This is a genomic window from Rhodococcus sp. 05-2254-2 (assembly GCF_002259095.1).
In the GTDB taxonomy this organism is placed as follows: domain Bacteria; phylum Actinomycetota; class Actinomycetes; order Mycobacteriales; family Mycobacteriaceae; genus Rhodococcoides.
In genome coordinates this window covers 147,902-171,975 of sequence record NZ_NOZJ01000004.1, presented here as the reverse complement: position 1 = coordinate 171,975, position 24,074 = coordinate 147,902, and the positions used below count along the sequence as shown (strand labels likewise).

Sequence of the window (24,074 nt, the reverse complement as noted above, 5' to 3'; positions counted from 1 at the left end):
CCCAAAGATTCCCTGCCGTGCCTGCGGGAACTCGGAATTAGCAAAACCATATGAGTGCGCAAGTGCGCACGCATGTGTACCTTGAAGCCATGCTTCGCCGAAACATCGCCTTTCGACGCCTCTTCACCGCGCAAGTCGTTGCGTTGCTGGGCACCGGACTGTTGACGGTGGCCCTGGGGCTGCTCGCCTACGACATCGCCGGCAGTGCCGCCGGTGCGGTCCTCGGTACCGCTCTGGCGATCAAGATGATCGCGTATGTGTTTGTCGCTCCGATTGTTTCGTCGCTGACCAACACGCTCCCGACCAAGCTCGTGCTCGTCACCGCCGACGCCGTCAGAGCGCTCACCGCGCTGGCGCTGCCCTTCGTCGATCAGGTGTGGCAGGTCTACGTGCTGATCTTCGTTCTGCAGGCGGCGTCGGCCACGTTCACGCCCACCTTTCAGGCGGTCATTCCGTCCGTGGTGCCCGACGCGCAGCAGTACACCCGCGCGTTGACGCTCTCGCGTCTCGCCTACGACCTCGAGTCACTGGTCAGTCCACTCATCGCCGCAGCACTGTTGACGGTCATCGGCTTTCACACACTGTTCGTCGGCACGGCGCTGGGGTTCGTCGTCTCCGCGATGATGGTGGTGGGCACAGTGCTGCCGAAACGCACTACGCCCAAACACAACAGGCCGACAACCGGCATCACGACGTTCGTCAGAAATCCCGAATTGCAGGGGCTGCTCGCGTTGAACACGGTGGTCGCCGCAGCGACGGCTCTGGTGGTCGTCAATTCCGTGGTCTACGTCCGCGATCTGTTCGGCGGATCGAGCAGCCAGCTGGCCATCGCTCTCGGCGTCTACGGTGCCGGTTCGATGGTGGCGGCACTGTTCATCCCGCGAGCCCTCAGATCCACGAACGATCACACCCTCATGCTCGCCGGAGCCGCAACGGCTGTCGTGGGAACCGCAGCAGCGACAGCAGTTGCAACCCTGAACGGTGGGTCGGCAGCCTGGATCGCTCTGGCCACGACGTGGGCGCTGCTGGGCGTCGGGACGTCGATGATCAACACGCCGTCGGCGAGAGTTCTGCGTCGTGAATCCGACGAGAGCACCCGCACGTCCATCTTCACGGCGCAGTTCTCGCTCTCGCATGCCGCGTTTCTGCTCACCTATCCGGTTGCGGGATGGGTCGGTGCCCAGTTCGGACTGTTCACTGCGGCGATGGTGCTCACGGGCTTGGCTACACTTGCGGCACTGACCGCAGCACGCCTGTGGAGTCGCACCCGGATGTCGGTGGTCGCCTCCGCGTAGGGAGACGACGTTCGATGCCACCGAAGAAAGAACCGCGCATCAGTCTCGACCATGCCGTCGAACCGGATTCCGCACGCCTGGCCACGGCCAGCGACACCTTTCGGATGCTCTCCGACCCCACCCGACTGCACATCCTCTGGCTACTCGACCGAGGCCCCGCCGACGTCAGCGCATTGACCACGGCCACCGGAACCTCCCGCACCGCCGTCAGTCAGCATCTGGCCAAGCTGCGATTCACCGGACTCGTCGAGACCCGACGCGACGGCCGAAACGTCATCTACCGCCTGGCCGACGGTCACCTCGCCCGTCTCGTGCGTGAGGGCCTCAACTTCGCAGACCACAAGGTCACCGGCGAACCTCCGCACGAGTAGCCACAACAAGAAAGCAGTCCATGAAACGCCTGGCCGTGATCGCAGCCGCCATTCTCACCGCGACAACACTGTCGATCGCTCCGGCAGCTGCCCATGCAACTCTGCAGTCCAGCAACCCTGCCGAGAACTCCGTCCTCGACGCCGCGCCGGACGAGGTGACGCTGACGTTCAATCAGTCCGTGCAGTCGAACTTCGCCACCGTGACCGTCGTCGGATCCGATGGAACGCAATGGGGGGCATCGGATCCCGTCGTCGACGGCAGCACGGTGACAGTGGATCTGGACGGGCTGGGTGCGGCGGGTGAGTACACCATCGGCTATCGGGTCGTCTCCGCCGACGGGCATCCGATCACCGGCAGCATTCCGTTCCAGCTCACCCAAGCCGCCGCTCCCCCGGCAACGGACCTCGACTTCACCAACGAGGCCCTACCGCCCGCGACCCAGACAGAGGACACCGACGACGGATTCCCACTCTGGCCGATCGGCGCAGCGGTGGCCGTGGTCGGTGCCGCCGGCGTTCTGTTCGCGCTTCGTAAACGCAGCAACTGACAGCCTTGCCCAGTGTGGACGTGAGAACATGCAGCATGAGTGACGGTGGCCCGCGCCCGAAGTCCGATGGCCGTAAGCGGCGTTGGGAACAGCACAACACCGATCGTCGACGCCATATCATCGACGCCGCCATGACGGTGCTGGCGCGTGATATCGCTCCTGGTGAGCGGCTCACCACCGCACAGATTTCCGCCGAGGCCGGGGTGCATCGCACCGGTCTGTACCGGCATTTTCGTGATCGCACCGACTTGGATACGGCCATTCAGCGGGCGATCTGCGCGGAGTTGACGGCCACGTTGGTCACGTCGTTCGCGTTGACCGGCACTCCTCGCGATGTGGTCCATCGAGTGGTGAGTACCTACGTGCGGTGGGTGGCGGAGCATCCCGCGTGGACGCGTTTCGTCGAGCAGGACGTCAGTGCCGAGTCGCCTACTCCCCTCGAAGAAACCAACGCCATGCTGGCCGAGCAGTTGGAAGTGAGCGTCGCGGCGTTCCTGTCCCTCGTGCATGCAGACCTGACCACCGACGACTGGTCGCTGGTGCGGCCGTGGGTGGCGGGCCTGGTGTCCGGTTGCATGGGTGCGGTGCGCAGTTGGAGCGGGCAGACCGAAACACGTACCGGGCTCGATCATTTCGCGACATTCCTGGCCGACACAATCTGGCTGCAGGTCAAGGGCCTCGGCGCATCCCGCGGCATCGCGATCCCGCAGGTGCCACTCGAAAGCGTCGTCGACGAGACTCAGCCGAACGACGGCTCACTGCGGTAGCGCGAGGGACGTCCGTCGATACCGAGGGCGCGCCAGACGCGTCGGGACACGCGGTTCATCAGTCCGAGCTCGCCCGCGAGCATGCGGACGTCACCGAAGGTGTCGCGCAATGCCTTTCGTGAGGAGTCGCTGTCCCACCAGACGGCGTCGACAACCTCGTCGGGGATGTCGAGGTCGCGTCGCATCTGCTTGCTCGGTTTCATGATCACGTCGCACAGCAGTCGCATGATGACCGGCATGAGTATCGAGATCGATGCCTTCTCGAAGCGTCCGAGCCGCGGGGCCTTGTGCTCGAGGTACTGATGCGCGAAGCCGATGTGACGGGCTTCCTCGGCGATGTGAATCTGCATCACGCGCTGAACCAAGGGGTGTCCGACGCTACCGGCGCGCAGGACGCCCTTCTGCATGTGGTCGATCGGCTCTTCTCCCGCGAGGACGCCGACGAAGAACCCGAACGGTGCCGATCGAGCGGCGAACACCGTGAGCATCGGTACGACTTTGCGGAACCACGCGGGCCCACCCGGCACGTCGATGCCGATGCGGTTCACCAGTTCCTGGAACATTTGGGTGTGGTGGCACTCTTCGGTGGCTTCGTGCGTCGAGTACCGAAATTCGGGTGAATCGTTCGGGAGTGTGAGGGCGTACTGCATGAGTCCGCTGATGAGGATCTGCTCGAACTGCAGGCCGACCTTGACCATGCTGGCCTGGCGGTACATCCCGATGTGAATCTGCCGGTCCAGGGGAAGCGACTTGTACCAGTCGGTGTGGCCGAGCGGGTCCGCGTCCGGGAGCACCCAGCGTGGATCGTTGGGAACAATCGCATATTCGGGCTCGTCCCAGGGGATGTCGAGGAAGGCGTCGAAGTGCTGATGCACCGATGCCGTCGACAGAGCGTGCAGCCTGTCTCGGTAGAGCGTTCGTGCGTCGTCGACTGCAGTCATGGTGATCCTTCCGCCCGCGTCCTCAAATCTTTACGCTACACAGCGTCACATATAAATCTGGTTGGTGCAACGCTCCGTCGCAGATACTCGAAGAAATCGATTCGAAACGACGAAACCGGCCGACCGCATTACGGTCGACCGGCCTCGAAGGCGGGTGCCCGGGGTCGTGAGCAGAAGCTCGTAGCAGGCTACGAAGTTCCAGTCACATGCGACGAAGTCGCTCCATCACCAGTACGGCAACACCATCACTACAAATCCGATGCCGACGACAATTCCGACGATGCCGGTCCCGAGGGCGAGCGCCCTGTCGCTGCGATCGGCGGGCGGCCCGGAGAGGTCGGGGCTGCGATCGGCCCACAATGCCGAGGCGACGGCAATGAGTCCCGCCGCGATACCGAGGCCCGCAGCCCAGAACGAGACGATCGACAGTGCCCCGAACATGACGGCATATTCGGTCACCTGAGCGCGGGTACGAATGCGCCGATTCCACCACTTCGGTGGCATGTCGTCGTCCAATTCACGTGAATCGAAGTGGGGAGAGGTGACGGTCACTGCGGACTCCTTTCGAGTGAGTATGTGCCTCTATTTTGGCACTCGACTGTTGAGAGTGCCAATCTCCTGGACGAGGGTGATCGGCGCGCGCACCCCCGGGTTTCGCAAAGGCGCGCGCGTTTGTCAGACGCGTCCGGATTCGCCCCCGATCCGGGCATAATTCGCTCGCACCTGGCAAAGGCGCGCGCGTTTGCGGGGAAAGTCAGCCCCACAGAAACCGTTGCCCCACCGAAGCTTTCGTTGGACCCAGATCGAAGGTCGTGGCGTCGGGCATCAGGTACGGGACGAGTATTCGCATCGCGTACTCGCGGTGCTCGAGCAAAACCTCGAGATATGTGCCCGACGCCTTCTCGCCGGTCACGTCGGAGACGATGGCGTACGACCGCAGATCCCAAGCGACGGCTCGCAGATCGTGGACGAGTTGCTCGTGCATCGCGGCGTTCGATGCCCCGCCGACCTCCGGCTGCAGCGGCGCGAGCACCCTCTGCCCGCCGGACAAATCGTTGACGACAGCCACCGGGTGGAGGCCCCAGTTCTCACTGATCCGTTCGGCGGCGATGTCGATACAGACGTCGAGCAGGTCGTCGAAATCCTGTTGGCACTCGATGCTCGTCACTTCTCGCCACTTCGTCGTCATCAAGACCCCATCGTCGGCCGGCCATCCCAACCCCTTGGACGGCGCGGGAGCGCACACGGTTCCCGCAAGTCGTACATTCGTGCCAGTTTGCTGTCTACCGCCCACAATTCCCGCAACAGCCGGCGGACGCACGTGCCGCTGAGCTCGACCCGCCCTCGACTAGACTTCCGATGCGGGAAGGGGAGAAAGCGGGTCGTCGCGTCGTGGAGGAACACTGGTACAGGCGCATGTTCGCCTCCAGCCCCGTGGCGCAAGCTCTCTCCGACGCCGATGGGCTCTTCGTCGACGTCAACGCCGCCTACTGCGAACTCGTCGGCTTACCCTCCTCGGAATTGATAGGTCGATCCGCAACGGTGCACACTCACCCGGACGACCTCCCGCTTCACGGCAGTGTCGAGGACCTGATGGCCGCCGGTACGGCCGCGGAAGAATCCGTGAAAGTCGAGGTGCGGTTCGTCCGACCCAACGACGAGATTCTCTGGGTTCTCCTGACTCTGGTTCCTTTCACCGGTCCGTCCGATGCCGAGTGGACGCTCGCTGCCGCTCTCGATATCACCGAACGAAAAGAGGTCGAGGACGGCATCCTGCTTGCGTCCCGAACCGATCAACTGACCGGGGCACTCAACCGTCGCGGCTGGTCGGACTACGCGGTGTCCGTCGTCGACGAGCATTCGGTCGACACAGTCGTCGCGGTTCTCGATCTGGACCATTTCAAACAGTTCAACGACCACTTCGGCCACGCAGCCGGCGACGCGTTGCTACGCGACTTCGCGTCGACAGCCCGTGAGTGCATCGGCGTCGATGGACTCATAGCACGTTGGGGCGGAGAGGAATTCGTGATCACTCTGCGCAACTGCGATCGTCGGGGCGCTCTTCGATCACTCGAGGCTCTTGCAGCCGCCACCACGCCGTCGGGTGTGACGTTCTCGGCCGGATACACGCTCCAGCGACCGAACGAAGGTCTTCGCGACACACTCGACAGAGCTGACGCACTGATGTTTCAGGCCAAGCGCGCCGGCCGCAATCGAATGATCACCGACGCACCTCACTGACACAGCGCAGCACCGTCGCCGATTTGCTGACACGGCAACATTGCTTGCCGCATCTGCGCACGGGCTGTCATTCTGATACCGGCACACCACCGGGAGAGGACGATCGATGACGCACGCATTCGACAAGGACTACTGGGAGCACCATTGGGATGACAGAACGTCCCACACCGTCGCCGCCAATCCGTATCTCGTGGAGGAAACAGCCGGATCGAAACCCGGTACCGCGCTCGACGCAGGATGTGGTGCCGGTGCCGAAGCGATCTGGCTCGCCGAGCAGGGCTGGCAGGTCACCGGTGCCGACATCTCCGCAGCCGCCCTCCACACCGCCGCACAGCAGGCGCAGACAGCCGGGGTCGACGTCACCTGGATCGAAGCAGACCTGACGACCTGGAACCCCACCGAGCGTTGGGATCTGGTGATGACCCACTACGCGCATCCGTCGATTCCGCAGTTGGAGTTCTATCGACACATCGCGCAGTGGGTCGCGCCGGGTGGTTCGCTGCTCATCGTCGGGCATCTGCACGATGGCGCACACCATCATTCATCCGAGGGCGAGCCGCCGCACGAGGCCACCGTCACCGCGAAGGACATCACCGCCCTGTTCGACGCCTCCTCGTGGCACATCGACACCGCACTCGAGCGTTCCAGGACCGTCGGCGGTGTGGGTGTGCACTCGAAGACGTTGCGCGATGCGGTAGTTCGGGTCACGCGCACTAGCTTTCACACCACGACCACCTCGACGCCGACGTCCTCGAACGGGCGGAGCTGATCCGTTGTCGCAGCGGCGTCGGTCACCAAGGTGACACCTGCGGGCAACGGTGCCCAGGCATGGAATGGGCGCTCACCCAGTTTTTCAGCGTGAGCAAGCACGTAGACGCTGCCCGCTCGTTCCATCATCAGTTCTTTGAGGCGAGTCTGTTCCTGCTCCGCTTCGCAGATACCGGAATCGGCGGTGACGGCGTCTGCCCCGAGGAAGGCTCTGTCGAAGGACACTCGCGCAAGGTTCGACTCGGCGAGCGGCCCGACGAATCCCTGACTGACGTGACGCAGGGTTCCTCCGAGACACTGAACGCGAACACCGTCTGCGTCGGCCAGGGATTCGAGAGCGGTGAGGCCGGCGGTGATGACGGTCAGTCGTTCTGTATCGCGCAGAAATTCGCCCATCGCACCGACTGTGGTGCCGGCATCGAGCATCACCGTTTCGCCGGGAAGCACGATGTTGGCCGCCCATTTCGCGATGGCCCGCTTGGCCTCGAAGCTCTCACCCGAGCGTTGACGAAGCGACGACTCCGGATGTGAGGCAAGCGCGATGGCGCCGCCGTAGGTACGCGCGATCAGACCCTCCGCCGTGAGCTGCGCCAAATCGCGCCGGATGGTCGATGCGGTGACACCGAACTGCGCAGAGAGAGCTTCGACGTCGGCAAGCCCGGCCGTCTTGGCAAGGCGGACGATCTCCGTTCGCCTCGCCTGCGATTCTCGAACCGCCATCTCTACCTCCGCTACTCGACCTCGGCCGTGGTGGTTGCGAGCTCGGCTGCCTGTCGCAGAGCTTCGATCATGCTACCGGCCTCGGCAATTCCCTTGCCGGCAATGTCGAACGCAGTCCCGTGGTCGACGGAGGTACGGATGACGGGGAGCCCGACCGAGATGTTGACACCCGCCTCGATGCCGAGCACCTTGACCGGCCCGTGCCCCTGGTCGTGATACATCGCGACGATGAGGTCGTAGTCGCCGCGCCCGGCGAGGAAGAACGCAGTATCGGCGGGCAGCGGACCGACGACGTCGAGTCCATCGGCGCGGAGCTTCTCGACGGCGGGAACGATCTTGAGGTCCTCCTCGCCGTAACCGAACAGTCCGTTCTCCCCGGCGTGCGGATTGATGCCGCACACACCGATCTTGGGCTGCGCCGTTCCCGAACGAACCAGGGCCTCGTATCCGCGCCGAATGGTTCGCTCCACCAGACCGGGCTCGATCTTGGCGACGGCGTCGAGCAGCCCGATGTGCGTAGTGACGTGAATGACTTTGAGCTTGGGCGTCGAGAGCATCATCGAGACTTCTTCGGTCCCGGTCAGGTGCGCCAACAGTTCCGTGTGGCCAGGGAAGATGTGCCCGGCGGCGTGCAGCGCCTCCTTGTTCAGCGGGGCGGTGCAGATCGCATGGACCTGGCCTTCGGTAGCCAATTCCGATGCAACCCGGATGTATTCGTACGCGGCGTGCCCAGCGACAGAGGACAGCTCGCCCCACGGTAGCTCGTCGGGTATCAAGTTCAGATCGATCACGTTGATGCGCCCCGGAGCGAACTCGGCGTCCGACACGCTCTCGATCGTCACGATTTCGGGGTCGAGTCCCAGGACTCCGGCGGCCTGGCGCAGGCGCCGACTGTCGCCGATCACTACGGGGTTGCACCAGCCGGCCACTCGGTCGTCGAGCAACGCGGGCACGATCACCTCGGGGCCGATCCCGGCGGCGTCGCCCATCGTGACGGCAACGACGGGTAGCGCAAGGGTGTGGGTGGACGGCATGGCGAAGTTCCTTACGTCGGCGACCGGCGAAGAGCCGATCAGGTACGAGTGAATGGTGGACAAGCTGTTTCGGTCGCCGAAGCTGCCTGGACGAGTGACGATTCGGCGGCCGTCGGGGGCGACGGAGACGACGGCGCCGTAGTGCACCTGATCGACAGGTACGAGGGCGTGCACTCCGAGAGCCGACATCACGGCACGAGCAGTCTCGCCGCCAGTCAAGACGAGATCTGCTGGGTGTGAACGCAATCCGTCGTGTACGAACGTCGCCAAGGCCGCGGCAAGTGCGCGAGATGCCGTCGGATCGACCGGTCCTCCGATGGTGAGCACTACCGAGCCGCGGTGCAAGGCTGCATTCAGAATGCCGGCGTCCGCTCGCCCGTCGAGCAGCTCCTGTACATCGACGGACACGACTCGAACACCATCGGCGGCCACACAGTCGATTTGATCGACCGCGACCGACGAGGCAGTGCCGACGACGACGAGAACGGGATCGACGGTGGCGGCGATCGATCGACGATGCGGACGCTTCGGCATGGTTCGTGCGACTGCAGCGGCGAGCGCCGATGTGCCGACCAACGCTATCTCCGGCCGAGCCGCCGTTGCTGCCACTACACGGTCGAGATCGTCGTCACTGGCGATGTCGCACAGCACGATTCCCTTGGTGTCCGCAAGATCGGCGATCTCTACCACCGTTGCTCCGACAAGCTCGGCCAGCGAGACGGGCGGGGCGCTCGCCTCCGCCGACCACAGGTCGGTGTCGGCCAGAGGAACTCCGTCGACGTACAGCACACCGTCACGAATTACTCTGCGCAACAACGGCAACCCTGCTGCGACGACGACCGGCCCTACCTCGGCGAGTGCACCGACGGTTGCGGCCACGTTGCCTCGAAGAAGCGAGTCGATCTTGGCGAGAACTCGAGTGCCCTCGGGAACTCCACTCGTTGCGGCTCGCACGATCGATGCAGCACCGCTCGCATCGGCGGCCCTGGTGTCCAGATCGAGCACTGTCACCGTCGCGCTCGGCTTCGAAGCGCCCGGTTCGGGCGAAACAGGGCCGAGACCGAGAGAGATGTCCGCCGCGAAGCCGATAAAGACGCCTGCCACCTCGGCGGCACCGGACAGGTCGTCGGCGATGACGAGCATGCCGGATGTGCTGGGCCGCATGGCCACCCCCTCCTGTTGCGATGCCTACATAGAGAACACAGCCCCTCCGCACGGCGAGGAGGTTCTGCAACCACAGTGCCAGTTGTGCGTGTTTCGCGCAACTGACGCGCATCACTTGCGCATTTCGCGCGGTTCTGATTGGGTCGTGACATGGCCCACAACATCGGAAACGCTGATGCTCCGTCACACACCCCCGGCACGGTGCTCGTCACGACCCCAACCTTCGGTCGCTACTCGTCCGAACCTCGCACTGTGCTCGAGGCAGCAGGCCACACCGTGACGCAACCAGGTGGCCATGCCGGCCCTCCGTCGCGCGAAGACATCGAAGCGCACGTGCAGAACGCAGCAGGGATGATCGTCGGTCTGGACCGCGTGGACGCGGAGCTGATGGATTCGGCACCGGCTCTGCGGGTGGTGGCGAAGCACGGCGTCGGCTACGACAACATCGATGTGGACGCAGCCAAGGAGAGGGGAATAGCAGTTGTCTACGCGCCGGGCTCCAATTCAAGGGCGGTAGCGGAACTGACCTTCGGCCTGATTCTCGACGTGACCCGAGGAATCACCGCCAGCGACCGCGAGATCCGCGCGGGCCGGTGGACCAAGGTGTTCGGCTCCGAATTGGCCGGGCGCACATTGGGAGTGATCGGCTACGGCAGGATCGGCCGAATGGTGGCCGCGTACGGTGCAGCATTCGGCATGCAGGTCATCACTCACGATCCCATGATCGACCCCGCCACCTTCACCGAAGCCGGTGTCACTGCAGTCGATATGGACACCTGCATATCGTCCTCCGATGTAGTGACGCTGCACATTCCTGCCATCGCCGGTGTCGGCCCGATCCTCGATCGAGCGAGACTGCAAGCCATGCGTTCCGGCGCCGTGGTGATCAACGCCGCACGCGGAGGTCTGGTCGACGAACAAGCACTCGCCGATCTGCTGGTGGATGGCCATCTCGCCGGGGCCGGACTCGACGCGTTCGCCATCGAACCGCTCGGAGATTCACCACTTCGGACTGCACCCGGCGTCGTTCTGACTTCACATATCGGTGCGTGTTCCCGAGAGGCGAATCGAACCATGGGAACGACTGTCGCACTCGATATTGCGCGCGTACTGGCCGGCAACACTCCGGTGCACTCGGCCCACTGAACTACTCCGTACTTTCCCCCTCGAGAAAGCCCTCAACATGACGCAAACCGCCCACACCCGCAAGGGAGTCGGAGATCTCGACCCCTACGCGCTCGATCCTGCCGACGTACTCGATCCACCCACCACATTCGGCGGCCGTGTCCGTCGACTCGGCCCGGGCATGATCCTCTCTGCTGCCGTCGTGGGCTCTGGAGAACTCATCCTGACCACGACATTGGGTGCCAGAGCCGGTTTCGTATTGCTCTGGCTCATCATCATCGCTACGACGGTGAAGGTGTGGGTCCAGATGGAATTGGCCCGGATCAGCATCTTGGCCGGCAAGCCTGCCCTCGAACTCTATTCACACGTAGGTCCCACTACTCGCCGAGGCGGGTGGATCAACTACCTGTGGATCGGCATGGACTTCACCAAGATGTTCCAGCGCGGCGGCATCATCGGTGGAACGGCCGCAGCCTGTTCCATCCTGCTGCCCATCGTCGGCGAGCCGCTGTCTCGGTCGTCTCTCACTGCCTGGACGGTCATCATCGTCGTCAGCACCGTAGCCCTGCTGCAGACCAGCAAGTATTCGATCATCGAGCGCTTGGCCGTCGCATCGGTGGCTGGCTTCACCCTCATCACTGTCGCCCTGGCCCTGGCTCTCCCGTTCACCGAATTCGGCTGGGACACCAATGATCTCGCCAGCGGAATGAGTTTCACCATCCCTGCGGCACTGATCGGCGTCTCGGTAGCGATGTTCGGCTTGACGGGTGTCGGTGCCGACGAGATGACCACCTACACCTATTGGTGCATCGAAAAGGGATACGCACGGTGGACCGGTCCGGCCGACGGCACCCCCCGCCCGTGCTCGACGTGCAGACGGATGGCTCCGGGTGATGCGCATGGATGTCGCGGTCTCCTGGCTGGTGTGCACTGTCTGCACTCTCGCGTTCTACGTGATCGGCGCGTCGGTTCTGCACCCGCAAGGACTCGTACCGGCGGGCAACGAGGTCATCACCACCCTGTCTCGCATGTACACCGACACCCTGGGTCCGTGGGCCGAGATCGTTTTCCTCGTCGGGGCCATCGCGGTGCTGTGGTCCACCCTGATCGGCTCGGTGGCCAGCGTGCCCCGGCTCTGGACGCATACCTTGGGCATCCTCGGTGTCTTGGACTGGAACGATCCGGTTGCCCGCCGACGGAGTATCCGAATCCTGACCGTCGCGTTCCCGCCGCTGTGGGCTGTGTTCTATCTCTTCGTTCAATCACCGGTTCTGATGGTTCAGATCGGCGGAATCGGCGGCGGAATCTTCTTGGTCGCCGTGGTGATCGCGGTGTGGAAGTTGCGCTCCGACGAAACCGACAAGCAGCACCGGCCCCATCCCGGCATCACGGTGGCACTCGTCATCAGCAGCTTGGCAATCATGGCGCTGGGCGTGTACTCGGTGATGCAGGTCTTCGGAATCGAGGTGTCCTGATGAACGACCTCGGTTTCGGATCGATGGTGCTGGGCACCATGACATTCGGAGATACGGTCGACCTCGACGCTGCCGTCGAGTTGATGGATTTCGCGTTCGATGCCGGTATCACCCACATCGACACGGCCAACGGCTACTCCGCAGGCGAGTCCGAACGCATCGTCTCGAAGTTCATCTCTGCCCGACGCGACTCGGTGACAGTCGCGACCAAGGCTGGAATGTACCTCGGTGACACCGATGGCAATTCGCCCCTGTCGCCGAAGGGCCTGCGCCTCAGCGTCGAAGCAAGTCTCACCCGCCTCGGCACCGAGTACGTGGATCTGCTCTATCTGCATCAACCCGACCGAGCAGCGGACCTGCAGGACACTCTCGAGGCGGTCGCCGCCCTGCGCGCCGAGGGCAAGGTTCGCGCGCTCGGCGTCTCGAACTTCTCGGCGTGGCAGATCGGTGAGGTGTCACGCATCGCAGGGGATGTAGGAGCGCCGCGTCCGATCGTTGCGCAACAGCTCTACAACCTGTTGGCTCGGCGAATCGAGGACGAGTACGTCGAATTCGCCGATGTCACCGGCCTGATCACCATGGTCTACAACCCACTCGGCGGTGGATTGCTCACCGGTAAGCACTCATTCGAGCAATCTCCGAACGAGGGGCGATTCGGTGACTCACGATTGGCGTCGATGTATCGCGACCGATACTGGAATGCTCAGATCTTCGAGGCGATAAAAGCTCTCTCGGCCATCGCGTCGGACGCCGGTTTCCCTCTGACCGAGCTGGCTCTACGATGGCTCCGGTCCAAGCCAGTGGTGGGGCCGATACTGCTCGGCGGCTCGAAAGCGACACACCTGAAAGCCAACATCGATGCCCTGAACCGCGGCCCACTAGCGCAGGACCTGATGATTGCCTGCGACGACGTCGGTGCCACGTTGCGTGGTCCGATGCCTGCCTACAACCGATAGGAAACTTCATGCCTGCCAACGACTTCGCCACCCGCCTGCGCAATCGCGAGCGCATTCTCGGATACTGGTCGGTCATCGATTCACCCGTGTCCACCGAATGGCTCGCACATCTGGATTGGGACTACATCGCGCTGGATCTCCAGCACGGCCTGATGGGATACGACGGATTGCTGCGCGGTTTGCAGGCCATCGATTCGGCGGCCGGACCTGCCGGGGTCGTTCGCGTGGAAGCGAACGACCCCACCTACATCGGGAAGGCGCTCGACGCCGGGGCCCGAATGGTCATCGTTCCCCTCATCGACTCCGCTGCCGACGCCGAGCGCGCGGTAGCGTCCACTCGCTACTCCCCTGCCGGAATCCGCTCGTACGGACCGATGCGCTCCCAGCTCCGGGTCGGACCACTGCCGTCCGAGGCGAATCGCGACACCGCGGTAGTGGCAATGATCGAGACGCCACAGGGACTCGAGAACGTCGAATCCATCTGTGCAGTCGAGGGTTTGGATGGGGTATACGTCGGCCCATCAGATCTGCGACTGGCCGTCGGTGGCTCGTCACCGACAGACACGAGCGTCGACGATGTGTTCGAGGAAGCCATCGTTCGAGTCCAGAAGGCTGCAGCGGCAGCAGGAATCGCCGCAGGGATCCACACTCCGTCCGGCGAACTCGCGGCGCAGCGACTGAGTGAGGGATACACGTTCGCTACCGTCGCCTCCGATCTCACGCACCTGAAAGCTGCCTCCGCTCACCATCTCGAGGCAGCACGCAGTGGTGCCACGAGGTAGCGCTCGTCAGTCCTCGGCTACCTAACAAGCGGCCGCAAGACCATCGACGAGCGTCGGCAGGAAGTACGGAATCGACAGTGCCGTCGGGCCCACTGCCGCTCCGGCTTCCTGCCCGACGAATCCGGCGACCGCACCCGCGGCTACGGCCGGAATCTGCCGCGACACAGGCGAATCGAGGAACTGCTGCAGGGCATCCTCGGTGTCGACCTGAGTGAACACCACGTCGGCGTCGATCTTCGAGATGTTCTCCGCCGAGACGGTCGTCGAGTCGGTGGCATCGTCGGTCGCGAGATCGGTCACCGAGGCCGGTGAGGCGAAGCCGAGATTCTCGAGCAGCTCCACTCGCGGGTCCGTCGGCAACAGCAGGTAGTACACGTCGGCAGCCTCGGACACGTATGCGATTGTGCGGCCGTCGAATTCGGGATGCTGAGCGCCTGCGTCCTGCACCTGACGGTCCAGATCGGCCACGAGATCGCTGGCGCGCTCGGGGATCCCGAGAACGTCACCGGTGGTGGTGATGACGTCGCGCCACGGCGTCGACCACAGCTCCTCGGGCGGGGCGATGACGGGAACTCCGGCCGCGGTCACCGCGTCGTATTCGGCTCGGGTGAGGCCGGAGTGCGGGGCCAACACGACGTCGGGGTCGGTGGCGAGTAGTTTCTCGACGGACAGTGCGTCCGTGACGTTGTCGAGCAGAACCGGTGCCGGACCGCCCGAGGCCTCGATCGCGTCGGACACCCACGGATAGATCAGATCGTCACCTCCGCCGTATTCGGCCGACGGCATTGCCACCGGACGACACCGAGTACGAGCACCGCGTCGGTGGTGCCGAATCCCCATGTCGCGACCCGTTCGGGTACGGAGTCCAGCGTGGTGTCGCCGTACATGTGGTGCACGGTCAGCGGGAACGCGCCGGTGGACGAGGCGGCTGCCGGACTGTCGGCCGAATCGGTGGAGCCGCAACCGGCAAGTGCGATGGATGCGGCTGCCACGGCGGCGAACACTGCGGCGAAGCGGAACGTGAGGCGATGAGTCATGACAATCCTGTGGCTCGAGAGGGCATTGGTGATAAGGCTAGCCTTAGCTATCTCCGGTCGGAAATCCGGGCCACACCGCTCACAGGAACCTCGCAGCGGAGGTTCAGCGTCCTCACCGGAACGTCCCAGAGTATTGGCACTACCGAAAACAACCGATGCCATCTCAGAGGAGATCCCACAATGGCCCGAATTCCGGAGCCCACCAACACTTCTGCCGGACCCGCTTACGAGGGCCGGCTGCTCGATCGCCCCGCCGAGGACGTCGTCGACCAGGGCGCTAGGTTCGACATGACCACCTTGGTCACCCGTCGCCGCGTGCTGAGCATCGTCGGCGCGGGGGCCGGCGCGGTGGCGTTGGCTGCTTGCTCGAGCACGTCTAACTCTGGAAGTGCCACCGCCACAACGGCAACCGCGTCGAGCACAGCTACCGCGGCAACCAGCGAGATCCCCGACGAGACCAACGGCCCTTACCCTGCCGACGGCTCGAACGGCGTCAATGTGCTCGAAGAATCGGGAATCGTTCGCCGCGACATCACCTCCAGCCTCGACGGCGGCACCACGGTCAGCGGAGTGCCCCTGTCGCTGAACCTCACCCTCACCGACATGGCGAACGACAATCGCCCCTTCGAGAACGCCGCCGTGTACATGTGGCAATGCGATGCGGCAGGGCTGTATTCGATGTATTCCGAGGGGGTCGAGGACGAGACGTACCTGCGCGGCATCCAGGCCGCCGACGCCAACGGCACCGTCACCTTCGACACGATCGTCCCCGGTTGCTACAGCGGCCGCTGGACCCACATTCACTTCGAGGTCTATCCCGACGCCGCATCGGCGACCACCGCAGACAACGCCATCGCCACTTCGCAGATCGCATTCCCTCAGGACATGCTCGACGCGATCTACCAGCTCGACACCTACCCGTCATCGGCGCAGAACCTCGCCCAGCTCGGCAGCATCGACAACGACAACGTGTTCGGCGACGGCTACGAGTTGCAGATGGGGTCGTTCTCGGGCGACTCCACCGCCGGCTACGTCGGATCACTGGCCGTTGCCATCGACACCACCACCGAACCCACCGCCGGCGCAGCCCCATCCGGAGGCGGAGGCGGACAGTCCCCGATGGGCGGCGGCACTCCCCCGGCCGGTGGTCCGCCGAATGCCGGCTCCGCACCCACCAACTGATCACCCCCACCTCACACCCACGAAGGAATCACCATGTTGCACAACCTCACCGGCTGGCATGCCCTCATCGTTCTCGCCATCCTGCTGCTCGTCTTCGGCTCCACCAAGCTCCCGTCCCTCGCGAAAGGCGTCGGCCAGTCGATGCGCATCCTGAAAGACGAAGTGCGCGAGGAGAAGAAGCCCACAGCGCGTGACGACACGACCGCTCCGGTGTTCGCCGACGCTGCGTCCACGCCGGTTCCGTACCGACACACCTCGTGACCACAGCCACCGCCGCGCGGGGAGTGATGCCGCTTGCGGCGCATGCACGCGAGGCACGTCGCCGCGCGATTCGCGCGGCGGTGTCGCTGCTCGTCGGCATCGCGATCGGATTCGCGCTCTCCGATCAGATCCTCGACATCCTGCGCGCACCCGTCGAAGAACTCGCCCTCACCCGCCAGGCCAGCCTCAACTTCGAAACCGTCACCGGCGCTTTCGATCTCGAACTGAAGATCGCCCTGTTCACCGGCGTCATCGTGTCGTCTCCGGTGTGGCTGCGTGAGCTGTTCGCCTACCTCACCCCCGGCATGACGCGTCGGGAAAAGAAATATGTCTACGGATTCTCCGCGGCCGCAGCTCCACTGTTCGTCGCCGGCTGCGTGTTCGGGTTCGCCATCTTCCCGCGCATGGTCAGCGTCCTCGCCGGGTTCTCCTCCGACCAGGACAGCACCATCCTCAACGCCTCGTACTACGTCGACTTCGTCATGAAGATCGTCCTGGCCACAGGCATCGCCTTCGTCCTTCCGGCCCTGCTGGTGATGCTGAACTGCCTCGGCATCCTGTCCGCGCGCAGGCTACGCAGCAGCTGGCGAATCAGCGTCGTCGCCATCGCCCTGTTCAGTGCACTGGTCACGCCCGCCGCCGATGTCCTGTCGATGTTCCTGGTCGCGGTTCCCATGGCCACGCTGTTCGGCGCAGCAATCGTGATCACCGAGGTACACGACAGACGCGCCCTCACACCACCGAAACCGGAGCTCTCCTCATGTTCGGCTTGACCTTCGAGAAACTGTTCCTGGTCGCGATCATCGCCGGGTTCGTCCTGGGCCCCCAACGCCTCCCCGGATATGCGCACCAACTCACCCGCGCCGTGCGCAGCGTGCGCCACTTCGTCGACACCACCCGCACCGCGGCCGAAGCAGACATGGGCGTTCCGCTCCGACGCTCGGAATGGGAATCGATGAACCTGCGGCAATACGACCCCCGCCGCATCGTCAGCGACGCACTGCGTGACACCAACGAACTGCGTGACACCGAACCCCCATCGGAGCAGGTCCTCGCCGAAGCAGCCCGCGTGCGCCCCGGTCAGAAATACCTCATCACCGGCCCCTCCTCGCATCCCCGACGCATTCTCATCGACTCACTCCCCCAGGACGATCCGCGTCGCATCGCGACACAACTGCAACCGGAAGCCGATGCTTCTTCTGTCGGCCCTGGTTCGACAGCATGAAGTGACAGCCGGTTCGAGCGGAGATGACGCGAATCCTTGCGATTCTCCGGGTTCGCAAGTCCCGCGCCAAACAGCCCCCGAGACCGTTCGGTCCCCGAAACCGGTACCACCGTCCGTAGTCAGGAAATTATCAACCAAACATGTTGCTATGAAGGACATTTGACACTCCCGTTCCCACCTGCAGCGACGACAGGAGTACTACCGTCGCAGCATGAGAAACACCAGGTCGTTGGCGTCAACGATCGGCGTCGCAGCTGCCGCACTCGTCATCCCACTCGTCCTCGGTTCGACCGTCGTGGCATCGTCGTCTCCGTTGACATCGCGAACTCAACAGATCTCCTCGGCACCACTGCGTCTGGGCATCATCAATCCCAATGGCCCGTCCGCCACGTGGGAGTTGGAGCAGATCGAATCCGTCCTCGGTGAGCGAGCCTCGCTCGCCGTGATCTACAAGGACTTCGCGCAGCCCGCTCCGATCGCCGAGCTCGACGCCGCCGACGCACGCGGGTCGACGACTCTGCTGACGTGGGAACCCTGGGCTGCGGGCGCTGGCGTCGTGCAGCCCGATTTCCAGTCCTCGGACATCACCTCGGGCCGGTACGACGCCTACATCACCGAATGGGCTCGGGCACTGGCCAATTGGGGCAAGCCGGTGATGCTACGGTACGCGCACGAGATGAACGGCAATTGGTATCCGTGGGCAGATCGGGTCAACGGCAACACCGACGGGGACTACGTGCGTGCCTATCGCCACGTTCACGATCTCTTCACCGCAGCCGGTGCGTCCAACGTCGAGTGGGTGTGGAATCCCAACGTGCCCAACGCCGTTCCCATGTCGGTGGTCTATCCGGGCAGCCAGTACGTCGATACGGTGGGTCTCGACGGCTACAACTGGGGAACCAGTCAGTCGTGGAGCGTATGGCAGACCCCGGATCAGTTGTTCGGCGACGGACTGACGCAGGTGCGGGCACTCGCACCGGGCAAGCCCATCGTCGTCGGTGAGGTCGCGTCCGCCGAGGCCGGTGGGTCCAAGCCTGCCTGGATCACCCGATTGATCGAGTACCTGGCCGCGCAACCGGACGTCACCGGATTCCTGTGGTTCCATATGAACAAGGAAGTGGACTGGCGCATCGACAGCAGTCCCGCCTCCACCGCAGCCATGGCTTCGGCTCTCGCCGCACGGCCCAGAAGCTGATTACCACTCAGCCAACGCGGCCGAGGCTGCATCGAGTGCAGCCGGAGAGCTGTCCAGACGCCAGTTCGCTTCACCCTGTTTGTCGAAATCGAACCACAGCAGTCCGCTGACCGAGGTGGCATCCAGGTACAAGAACAGGTCGGTGATCCAGGCGGGCTTGTCACCCAACCGGTCTCCGGTTCCGGTTTCGTAGATCCAGACCGGCTTGCCCGGCGCAACGGCGTTCGCTGTCTGGAGCGCACCGCCGAAGACCTCGTCCGGCGTCTGCCACGACGTCGCCTCGCCGCCTCCGTTGTAGCCGTCGATACCGATCACATCGACGTACATGTCCCCGGGGTACGACGCCTCGGCGGTGGGCAACCCCTCCGGGCGGCCACTGCTGGCATCGAAGGACCACACCCACTGCACCTTGTTGGCCCCGGTGCGCATGAATATGTCGTGAACGTGCCGGTAGGCGTCGAGATAGTCGTCAGCGGTGCTTCGCACTCCGTCGACCGACCACGGATACCAGGTTCCGTTCATTTCGTGTGCAAAGCGAAGTTGCATGGGTTGCCCGAATTGTGCTGCCGCGTCGGCCCATTGCGTGATGTAGGCATCGAACTCGCCGGCAGCGATGCGCGACGGCGAGTAGCCGTCCTGATACTCGCCTGCGTTCGGATCCCACGGCTCCCAGGTGACCGCGGGAATCGCGCCCCGGTTGTGGATCTCGTACAGGGTGTCCACCGGTAACGGGCGCTGCCAGGCCCACGCCTCGAAGAAGTTGACCACCTGAGGCTCTCGCCCCAGCGCCTCGCCGGTGTCGAATGCCGATCTCACTCCGGCATTTTCGCCGTCCGAGGACAAACCGAACGTGCGCTGAGGCCGGTCGGGTGCCGACGAGCACCCAGCGACGGCGACGGACAGCACAGTGATGAGCGTGAGCAACGACGTCCGGAAGCGGGTCATAAGGAGTCCTAGATTAGATCAAACGACGGACAGTCCGAAAACAGCAGACCAAACGGACTCGAGGTATGTTTTGGTGGTCGGGGGACACAAGGTCAATGACGACCCCATTCCATCTTCACTGCCGCGCTCGTGAGCCGATTGGTCGTCATGACGTCTATCTTCCAGAGCCATACTGTGCGCTTCGCCCCACCGGACTCAGAGGAACTGCCCTCTCCACCAACGGATGTCGAACGCGATTCGTATCTGCAGAGTGAGCACCGCTGGATTCCGCTGGCGTCGAGTTTCGGTGGATTTCTCACCACGGTCAGCCTCCTCTACCTGGTACAGGGGCAGGCGTGGGCAATTCCGTTGCTCGTTCCACTCGCCATCACGACGGCAGCGATGGTTCTCTCGCTGCTGACCTCGGTGCAGTCGCGACGCGACACCCTGGCCGGCCACCGAGAGCGAGTACGCGCGTATCGGCCCGTGCACTACCCAAGTGTCGATGTGTTCCTACCGAGTGCGGGCGAAGATATCACAGTGTTGCACAACACTTTCTGGCATGTCAGTCAGCTCGATTGGAGTGGCGAGCTGACGGTCTACGTGCTCGACGATTCCGATCGGGACAGCGTTCGAGACCTGGCCGACGCCTTCGGCTACGAGTATCGCGTCCGGCCGAATCGCGGATATCTGAAGAAGGCGGGCAACCTGCGTTTCGGATTCGACGAGTCCCACGGGGAGTTCATCACCATCCTCGACGCCGATTTCGTGCCGCGGCCGGACTATCTGCATCAACTCATGCCGTACACCACCGAAGAAGACGTGGCCATCGTGCAGAGTCCGCAGTACTTCGACACCACGCTGCGGATGAAGTGGATGGAGTACTCGGCAGGGGCGACGCAGGTGCTGTTCTACCGCTGGATTCAAGCGGCACGAGACCGGAGCGACGCGTCGATCTGCGTCGGTACCTGCGCGATCTATCGCCGCCGCGCACTCGAGGTCGGCGGCGGATTCTCGGCCATCGAACACAGCGAGGACGTCTACACCGGTGTCGATCTCATGCGCGTCGGATATCGCACTCGCTACGTGCCGGTGGTCGTATCGAAAGGACTGTGCCCCGAGACGCTCGATCAGTTCTCCAATCAGCAGTACCGTTGGGCGAACGGGTCGATGAGTCTGCTCAAGTCCCGCGACTTTCATGCGGTGAAATTCTCACTGCGCCAACGCCTGTGCTTCTGGTCCGGCTTCATGTACTACATCGACACGGCGATCAACATCTATGCCATCGCGCTGCCGCCGATTCTGATGGCCTTCCTCGCCCCCGAGGACGTGTCCATCAACAACTACCTGTTCGTGTTCCTGGCCATGGTGGTGCGCATCGCCATCGTCCCCGTCGTCACCATGGGCCGCGAGAGCGCCATCGGGCTCGACCGCGTGCAAACGTTCTATTCCTACATCCACTCCGTGGCGGTGTTCGACGTCCTCCGCGGTCGCACGGACGCGTGGCAGGCGACGGGAATCAAGACCCGCTCCACCACCGCTCGGCGCGTCAAGCGTCTGATGGTCACGTGGCTGGTGCTCGTCCAGGTGGCGATGTGGGCCGGCATCTTCTGGCGGGCTCCCGAATACGGCTGGTCGAACTACGCACCGATGATCGGGTTCGCCGTCTTCAACCTCGTCGTGGTCTATCCACTGATGTTCTGGCGTACCGAATTCCCCACGCTCCTCGATCCGATGACGCTGCGGCGAAAGCTGTTTCGCTCGGAGATCTCGACCTTCGTACACCAGATGCCACTCGATCGCTCGACCCGGCGCACGTCCTCGACGCCCCGCAGCTGGCTGACGGCGTCGTGGCCGTGGCTGGTTCTGATGTGCGCGGTGTCCTCGGCCCTGTCGCTTCGGCCCGGTTCCAACACCACCGCCTTCCAGGACGAGGGCCTCTACGTGTTCGTCGGGCACCGGATGATCGAGCACATCACCGACGGCGTCAACGTCACCGAATATCCGGGTGCCTACTTCTCCGGTGCCCCTGGCCTGTTCCCGATCCTCGCTGCGGCAGCCGATTCCGTCGGCGGCCTCGAGGCGGCACGCATGGTCAGCATGGTGTTCGTCTGGTTGGCGATCGTCGCGACGTACGGCGTGGGCAGCCAGCTCTTCGGCCGGCTCGCCGGTCTGCTCGGTGCCGCGGTCTTCCTGCTGTGCGGCTCGGTGATCTTTCTGTCCCACATGGCGACCTTCGATGCAATGGCCATGAGCTTGGTTGCCGTCGCCCTGTGGCTCACAGTGCGCAGTGCGCAACAGGATTCACTGCTCTGGGCTCCGATCATCGGCGCGGTACTGGCCTTGGCATTCCTCACCAAATACGCCACGGCGGTCTACCTTCCCGGTATCGCTGTGATCGGAATGCTGCTGACGTGGAACAAGATTCGCTGGGGAGCCGTCCGGCAGGCATTGTTGATCGTGTTGTCGGCCGTCTCGATCTCCTTCTTCGTTCTGGTGTTCTGGGCTCAGGATCTGGTGCCCGGCATTGTCTCGACCACCACCAACCGCACACCGATCTCTCCGGCCTCGGCATCGCTGCTGCTCACCAACACCGCGATGTGGATCGGGGTGATCCTGATCCTGGCGGTGTTCGGTGCTGCCCTCCAGTGGCGTCGCTGGCCGTTGGTCCTGACGTTGCTGGCGTTCAGCGTCATCGGGCCTGCGCAGCAGATTCGCATCGGCGAGGAGACATCGCTGTCCAAGCACGTCGCGTTCGGCATGGTGTTCGCGGCTCCGCTGGCCGGGTACCTGCTCGCCTGGTTCGTCGCTCGCTCGAGGTGGTTCGGGGTTCCGTTCGCGGCCGCGGCACTGTCGATGCAACTGGTTCTGGGCTGGACACAATCGCAGGAGTTCCTCACCTCGTGGGTCGACGACACCGCGGTGGTCGAAGCCCTGCGCGAGGAGATCGCCGTCTCGCCGAACAAAGCCATTCTCGGTGAGGAACCGTCGGCGCAGCGCTACGCCCTGCGCGGTGAGGTGGAACCGATCCTGTGGACGGACACGTTCAGCCTGAACTACGGAAACAAGAACGGCATGAACGCATACCGCGAAGCGATCGACCAATCACATTTCGGCACGATCTATCTGAGTCTGAACACGGACAACGGACGAGCGATCAATCAGTATCTGACCACGGGTGAGACGCCGTATCGCCTCTCGAACAAGGTGCCCTTCACCCGGCACGGCGAGTTCGCGGGCTACTACCTGATCTGGACTCCGAAGGTGTTGGCGCGATGACCGCCACATACCCGGACGTCCTGGTGTGCATCCCGACCTACAACGAATCCGCAAATCTGGTTCCGCTGGTGCGTCGGGCATTGGATTCCGTTGCCGGTGCGACGATTCTCGTCATCGACGATTCCAGTCCCGACGGCACCGGGGACATCGCCGACGCTATGGCGGCGGAGCATCCCGACGTGCGAGTACTGCATCGGCCTGCCAAATCGGGTCTGGCCACCGCGTACCTCGACGCGTTCCGATACGGCCTCGAGAACGGATTCACTCGACTGGTGGAGATGGACGCCGACGGCAGTCACCCTCCCGAACGATTGCCGGCGATGATCGCGGCCTCCTACGCTCCCGAGGTCGGCCTCGTCATCGGATCCCGCTACGTGCCCGGCGGGCGGACCGAAGGGTGGCCACTGAGCCGCAAGATCCTCTCCAAAGCCGGAAACACCTACGTACGCATGCTCACGCCGTTGACGGTGCGAGACGCCACCGCGGGCTATCGAGTATTCACCGCCGATGTACTACGAGTGATGGCCCTCGATTCCGTCACCTCGCGCGGATACAGCTTCCAGATCGAAATGGCATTGCTGGTGGCCGATACCGGGAAGAAGATCAGCGAGGTTCCCATCACTTTCCGTGAAAGAGAGTCCGGCACCAGCAAGATGAGCCGTGCCGTCGTGGTCGAAGCGCTGTGGAAAACGACGATCTGGGGATGGCGACAGAGATCGGTGCAGCCCACACCGCGCTCCGCTGAATCCGAAAGGCGATAACCGCACCTGGATATACCTGGCAG

The 24,074-nt window shown here is 63.7% G+C and carries 25 protein-coding genes and 1 pseudogene; 18 read left to right on the top strand and 8 right to left on the bottom strand.

All coding sequences use genetic code 11. The features are described 5' to 3' along the window. Positions 1 to 89: 89 nt before the first annotated feature. From CH283_RS06820 to CH283_RS06805, 4 genes are read left to right on the top strand one after another with little or no spacing between them, the layout of a single operon-like run. A complete protein-coding gene (locus tag CH283_RS06820) occupies positions 90 to 1,295 on the top strand; it encodes an MFS transporter (RefSeq protein WP_094640703.1) in 1,206 nt (401 codons plus the stop codon). Positions 1,296 to 1,309: 14 nt separating this feature from the next. Then, positions 1,310 to 1,666, top strand: coding sequence for an ArsR/SmtB family transcription factor (locus CH283_RS06815; RefSeq protein ID WP_032396178.1), 357 nt, complete (start codon positions 1,310 to 1,312; stop codon positions 1,664 to 1,666). A 20-nt stretch (positions 1,667 to 1,686) separates the two neighbouring features. Then, complete coding sequence (locus CH283_RS06810; protein ID WP_094640702.1) at positions 1,687 to 2,214, top strand: copper resistance CopC family protein; 528 nt, start codon at positions 1,687 to 1,689, stop codon at positions 2,212 to 2,214. Between the two features lie 35 nt (positions 2,215 to 2,249). Further along, a complete protein-coding gene (locus tag CH283_RS06805; protein ID WP_141215212.1) occupies positions 2,250 to 2,981 on the top strand; it encodes a TetR/AcrR family transcriptional regulator in 732 nt (243 codons plus the stop codon). On the opposite strand, the gene CH283_RS06800 is transcribed toward CH283_RS06805, so the two are convergent. The 3 genes from CH283_RS06800 to CH283_RS06790 form a co-directional block, all read right to left on the bottom strand. Next, a complete protein-coding gene (locus tag CH283_RS06800) occupies positions 2,954 to 3,922 on the bottom strand; it encodes an AurF N-oxygenase family protein (protein ID WP_068055249.1) in 969 nt (322 codons plus the stop codon). The genes CH283_RS06805 and CH283_RS06800 overlap by 28 nt on opposite strands. A gap of 225 nt (positions 3,923 to 4,147) precedes the next feature. Beyond that, entirely contained in the window at positions 4,148 to 4,474 is a 327-nt protein-coding gene (locus tag CH283_RS06795; RefSeq protein ID WP_068055253.1) for a hypothetical protein, read from the bottom strand. A 202-nt stretch (positions 4,475 to 4,676) separates the two neighbouring features. Further along, on the bottom strand, positions 4,677 to 5,111 hold the full coding sequence (locus CH283_RS06790; protein ID WP_094640700.1) for a hypothetical protein: 435 nt from the start codon (positions 5,109 to 5,111) through the stop codon (positions 4,677 to 4,679). A gap of 170 nt (positions 5,112 to 5,281) precedes the next feature. On the opposite strand from CH283_RS06790, the gene CH283_RS06785 reads away from it, so the two are divergent. Further along, complete coding sequence (locus tag CH283_RS06785) at positions 5,282 to 6,163, top strand: GGDEF domain-containing protein (protein ID WP_094640699.1); 882 nt, start codon at positions 5,282 to 5,284, stop codon at positions 6,161 to 6,163. Positions 6,164 to 6,269: 106 nt separating this feature from the next. Next, positions 6,270 to 6,932, top strand: a complete 663-nt coding sequence (locus tag CH283_RS06780; protein ID WP_068055262.1) for a class I SAM-dependent methyltransferase — start codon at positions 6,270 to 6,272, stop codon at positions 6,930 to 6,932. On the opposite strand, the gene CH283_RS06775 is transcribed toward CH283_RS06780, so the two are convergent. After that, positions 6,884 to 7,651, bottom strand: a complete 768-nt coding sequence (locus tag CH283_RS06775) for a DeoR/GlpR family DNA-binding transcription regulator (protein ID WP_068055266.1) — start codon at positions 7,649 to 7,651, stop codon at positions 6,884 to 6,886. The two genes, CH283_RS06780 and CH283_RS06775, sit on opposite strands and share 49 nt — an antisense overlap. Before the next feature lie 11 nt (positions 7,652 to 7,662). Further along, on the bottom strand, positions 7,663 to 9,849 hold the full coding sequence (pdxA, locus tag CH283_RS06770; protein ID WP_068055269.1) for a 4-hydroxythreonine-4-phosphate dehydrogenase PdxA: 2,187 nt from the start codon (positions 9,847 to 9,849) through the stop codon (positions 7,663 to 7,665). A gap of 150 nt (positions 9,850 to 9,999) precedes the next feature. Between pdxA and CH283_RS06765 the strand changes: the two genes are divergently transcribed. The 5 genes and pseudogenes from CH283_RS06765 (at position 10,000) to CH283_RS06750 (ending at position 14,187) form a co-directional block, all read left to right on the top strand. Further along, positions 10,000 to 10,995 (top strand): phosphoglycerate dehydrogenase, encoded by a 996-nt coding sequence (locus CH283_RS06765; RefSeq protein ID WP_094640698.1) that lies wholly within the window; start codon positions 10,000 to 10,002, stop codon positions 10,993 to 10,995. 37 nt (positions 10,996 to 11,032) lie between these two features. Next, positions 11,033 to 11,740 (top strand): annotated as a pseudogene (locus CH283_RS29010) (Nramp family divalent metal transporter); the annotation flags it as partial. 133 nt (positions 11,741 to 11,873) lie between these two features. Further along, positions 11,874 to 12,449, top strand: coding sequence for a hypothetical protein (locus tag CH283_RS28675; RefSeq protein ID WP_255183117.1), 576 nt, complete (start codon positions 11,874 to 11,876; stop codon positions 12,447 to 12,449). Further along, the gene (locus CH283_RS28670) at positions 12,449 to 13,405 is read left to right on the top strand and encodes an aldo/keto reductase (RefSeq protein ID WP_094640697.1); all 957 of its coding nucleotides are present in this window, start codon (positions 12,449 to 12,451) and stop codon (positions 13,403 to 13,405) included. Before CH283_RS28675 ends, CH283_RS28670 begins: the two co-directional genes overlap by 1 nt. Before the next feature lie 8 nt (positions 13,406 to 13,413). Continuing rightward, complete coding sequence (locus tag CH283_RS06750; RefSeq protein WP_068055285.1) at positions 13,414 to 14,187, top strand: HpcH/HpaI aldolase family protein; 774 nt, start codon at positions 13,414 to 13,416, stop codon at positions 14,185 to 14,187. A gap of 21 nt (positions 14,188 to 14,208) precedes the next feature. On the opposite strand, the gene CH283_RS06745 is transcribed toward CH283_RS06750, so the two are convergent. Together CH283_RS06745 and CH283_RS28665 are read right to left on the bottom strand one after the other, a co-directional pair. Further along, a complete protein-coding gene (locus CH283_RS06745) occupies positions 14,209 to 14,973 on the bottom strand; it encodes an ABC transporter substrate-binding protein (protein WP_255183134.1) in 765 nt (254 codons plus the stop codon). Further along, complete coding sequence (locus CH283_RS28665; RefSeq protein WP_255183116.1) at positions 14,937 to 15,224, bottom strand: hypothetical protein; 288 nt, start codon at positions 15,222 to 15,224, stop codon at positions 14,937 to 14,939. The genes CH283_RS06745 and CH283_RS28665 overlap by 37 nt, the downstream gene beginning before the upstream one ends. A 180-nt stretch (positions 15,225 to 15,404) precedes the next feature. Here CH283_RS28665 and CH283_RS06740 point away from each other — a divergent pair, with 180 nt between their 5' ends. From CH283_RS06740 to CH283_RS06720, 5 genes are all read left to right on the top strand, one after another. Continuing rightward, a complete protein-coding gene (locus tag CH283_RS06740) occupies positions 15,405 to 16,406 on the top strand; it encodes an intradiol ring-cleavage dioxygenase (RefSeq protein ID WP_094640696.1) in 1,002 nt (333 codons plus the stop codon). A 33-nt stretch (positions 16,407 to 16,439) separates the two neighbouring features. Next, entirely contained in the window at positions 16,440 to 16,667 is a 228-nt protein-coding gene (locus CH283_RS06735; RefSeq protein WP_094640695.1) for a twin-arginine translocase TatA/TatE family subunit, read from the top strand. Further along, positions 16,664 to 17,440 (top strand): twin-arginine translocase subunit TatC, encoded by a 777-nt coding sequence (gene tatC, locus CH283_RS06730; RefSeq protein WP_255183115.1) that lies wholly within the window; start codon positions 16,664 to 16,666, stop codon positions 17,438 to 17,440. Before CH283_RS06735 ends, tatC begins: the two co-directional genes overlap by 4 nt. Next, positions 17,428 to 17,892, top strand: a complete 465-nt coding sequence (locus CH283_RS06725) for a preprotein translocase (protein ID WP_094640694.1) — start codon at positions 17,428 to 17,430, stop codon at positions 17,890 to 17,892. The genes tatC and CH283_RS06725 overlap by 13 nt, the downstream gene beginning before the upstream one ends. A gap of 211 nt (positions 17,893 to 18,103) precedes the next feature. Continuing rightward, positions 18,104 to 19,087, top strand: coding sequence for a glycoside hydrolase family 26 protein (locus tag CH283_RS06720; protein ID WP_094640693.1), 984 nt, complete (start codon positions 18,104 to 18,106; stop codon positions 19,085 to 19,087). On the opposite strand, the gene CH283_RS06715 is transcribed toward CH283_RS06720, so the two are convergent. Beyond that, entirely contained in the window at positions 19,088 to 20,032 is a 945-nt protein-coding gene (locus tag CH283_RS06715; RefSeq protein ID WP_094640692.1) for a glycoside hydrolase family 26 protein, read from the bottom strand. A gap of 147 nt (positions 20,033 to 20,179) precedes the next feature. On the opposite strand from CH283_RS06715, the gene CH283_RS06710 reads away from it, so the two are divergent. Both CH283_RS06710 and CH283_RS06705 read left to right on the top strand, forming a co-directional pair. Beyond that, the gene (locus CH283_RS06710; protein WP_141215211.1) at positions 20,180 to 23,290 is read left to right on the top strand and encodes a glycosyltransferase family 2 protein; all 3,111 of its coding nucleotides are present in this window, start codon (positions 20,180 to 20,182) and stop codon (positions 23,288 to 23,290) included. Beyond that, positions 23,287 to 24,051, top strand: coding sequence for a polyprenol monophosphomannose synthase (locus tag CH283_RS06705; protein WP_094640690.1), 765 nt, complete (start codon positions 23,287 to 23,289; stop codon positions 24,049 to 24,051). The genes CH283_RS06710 and CH283_RS06705 overlap by 4 nt, the downstream gene beginning before the upstream one ends. The last annotated feature ends 23 nt before the right edge of the window (positions 24,052 to 24,074 follow it).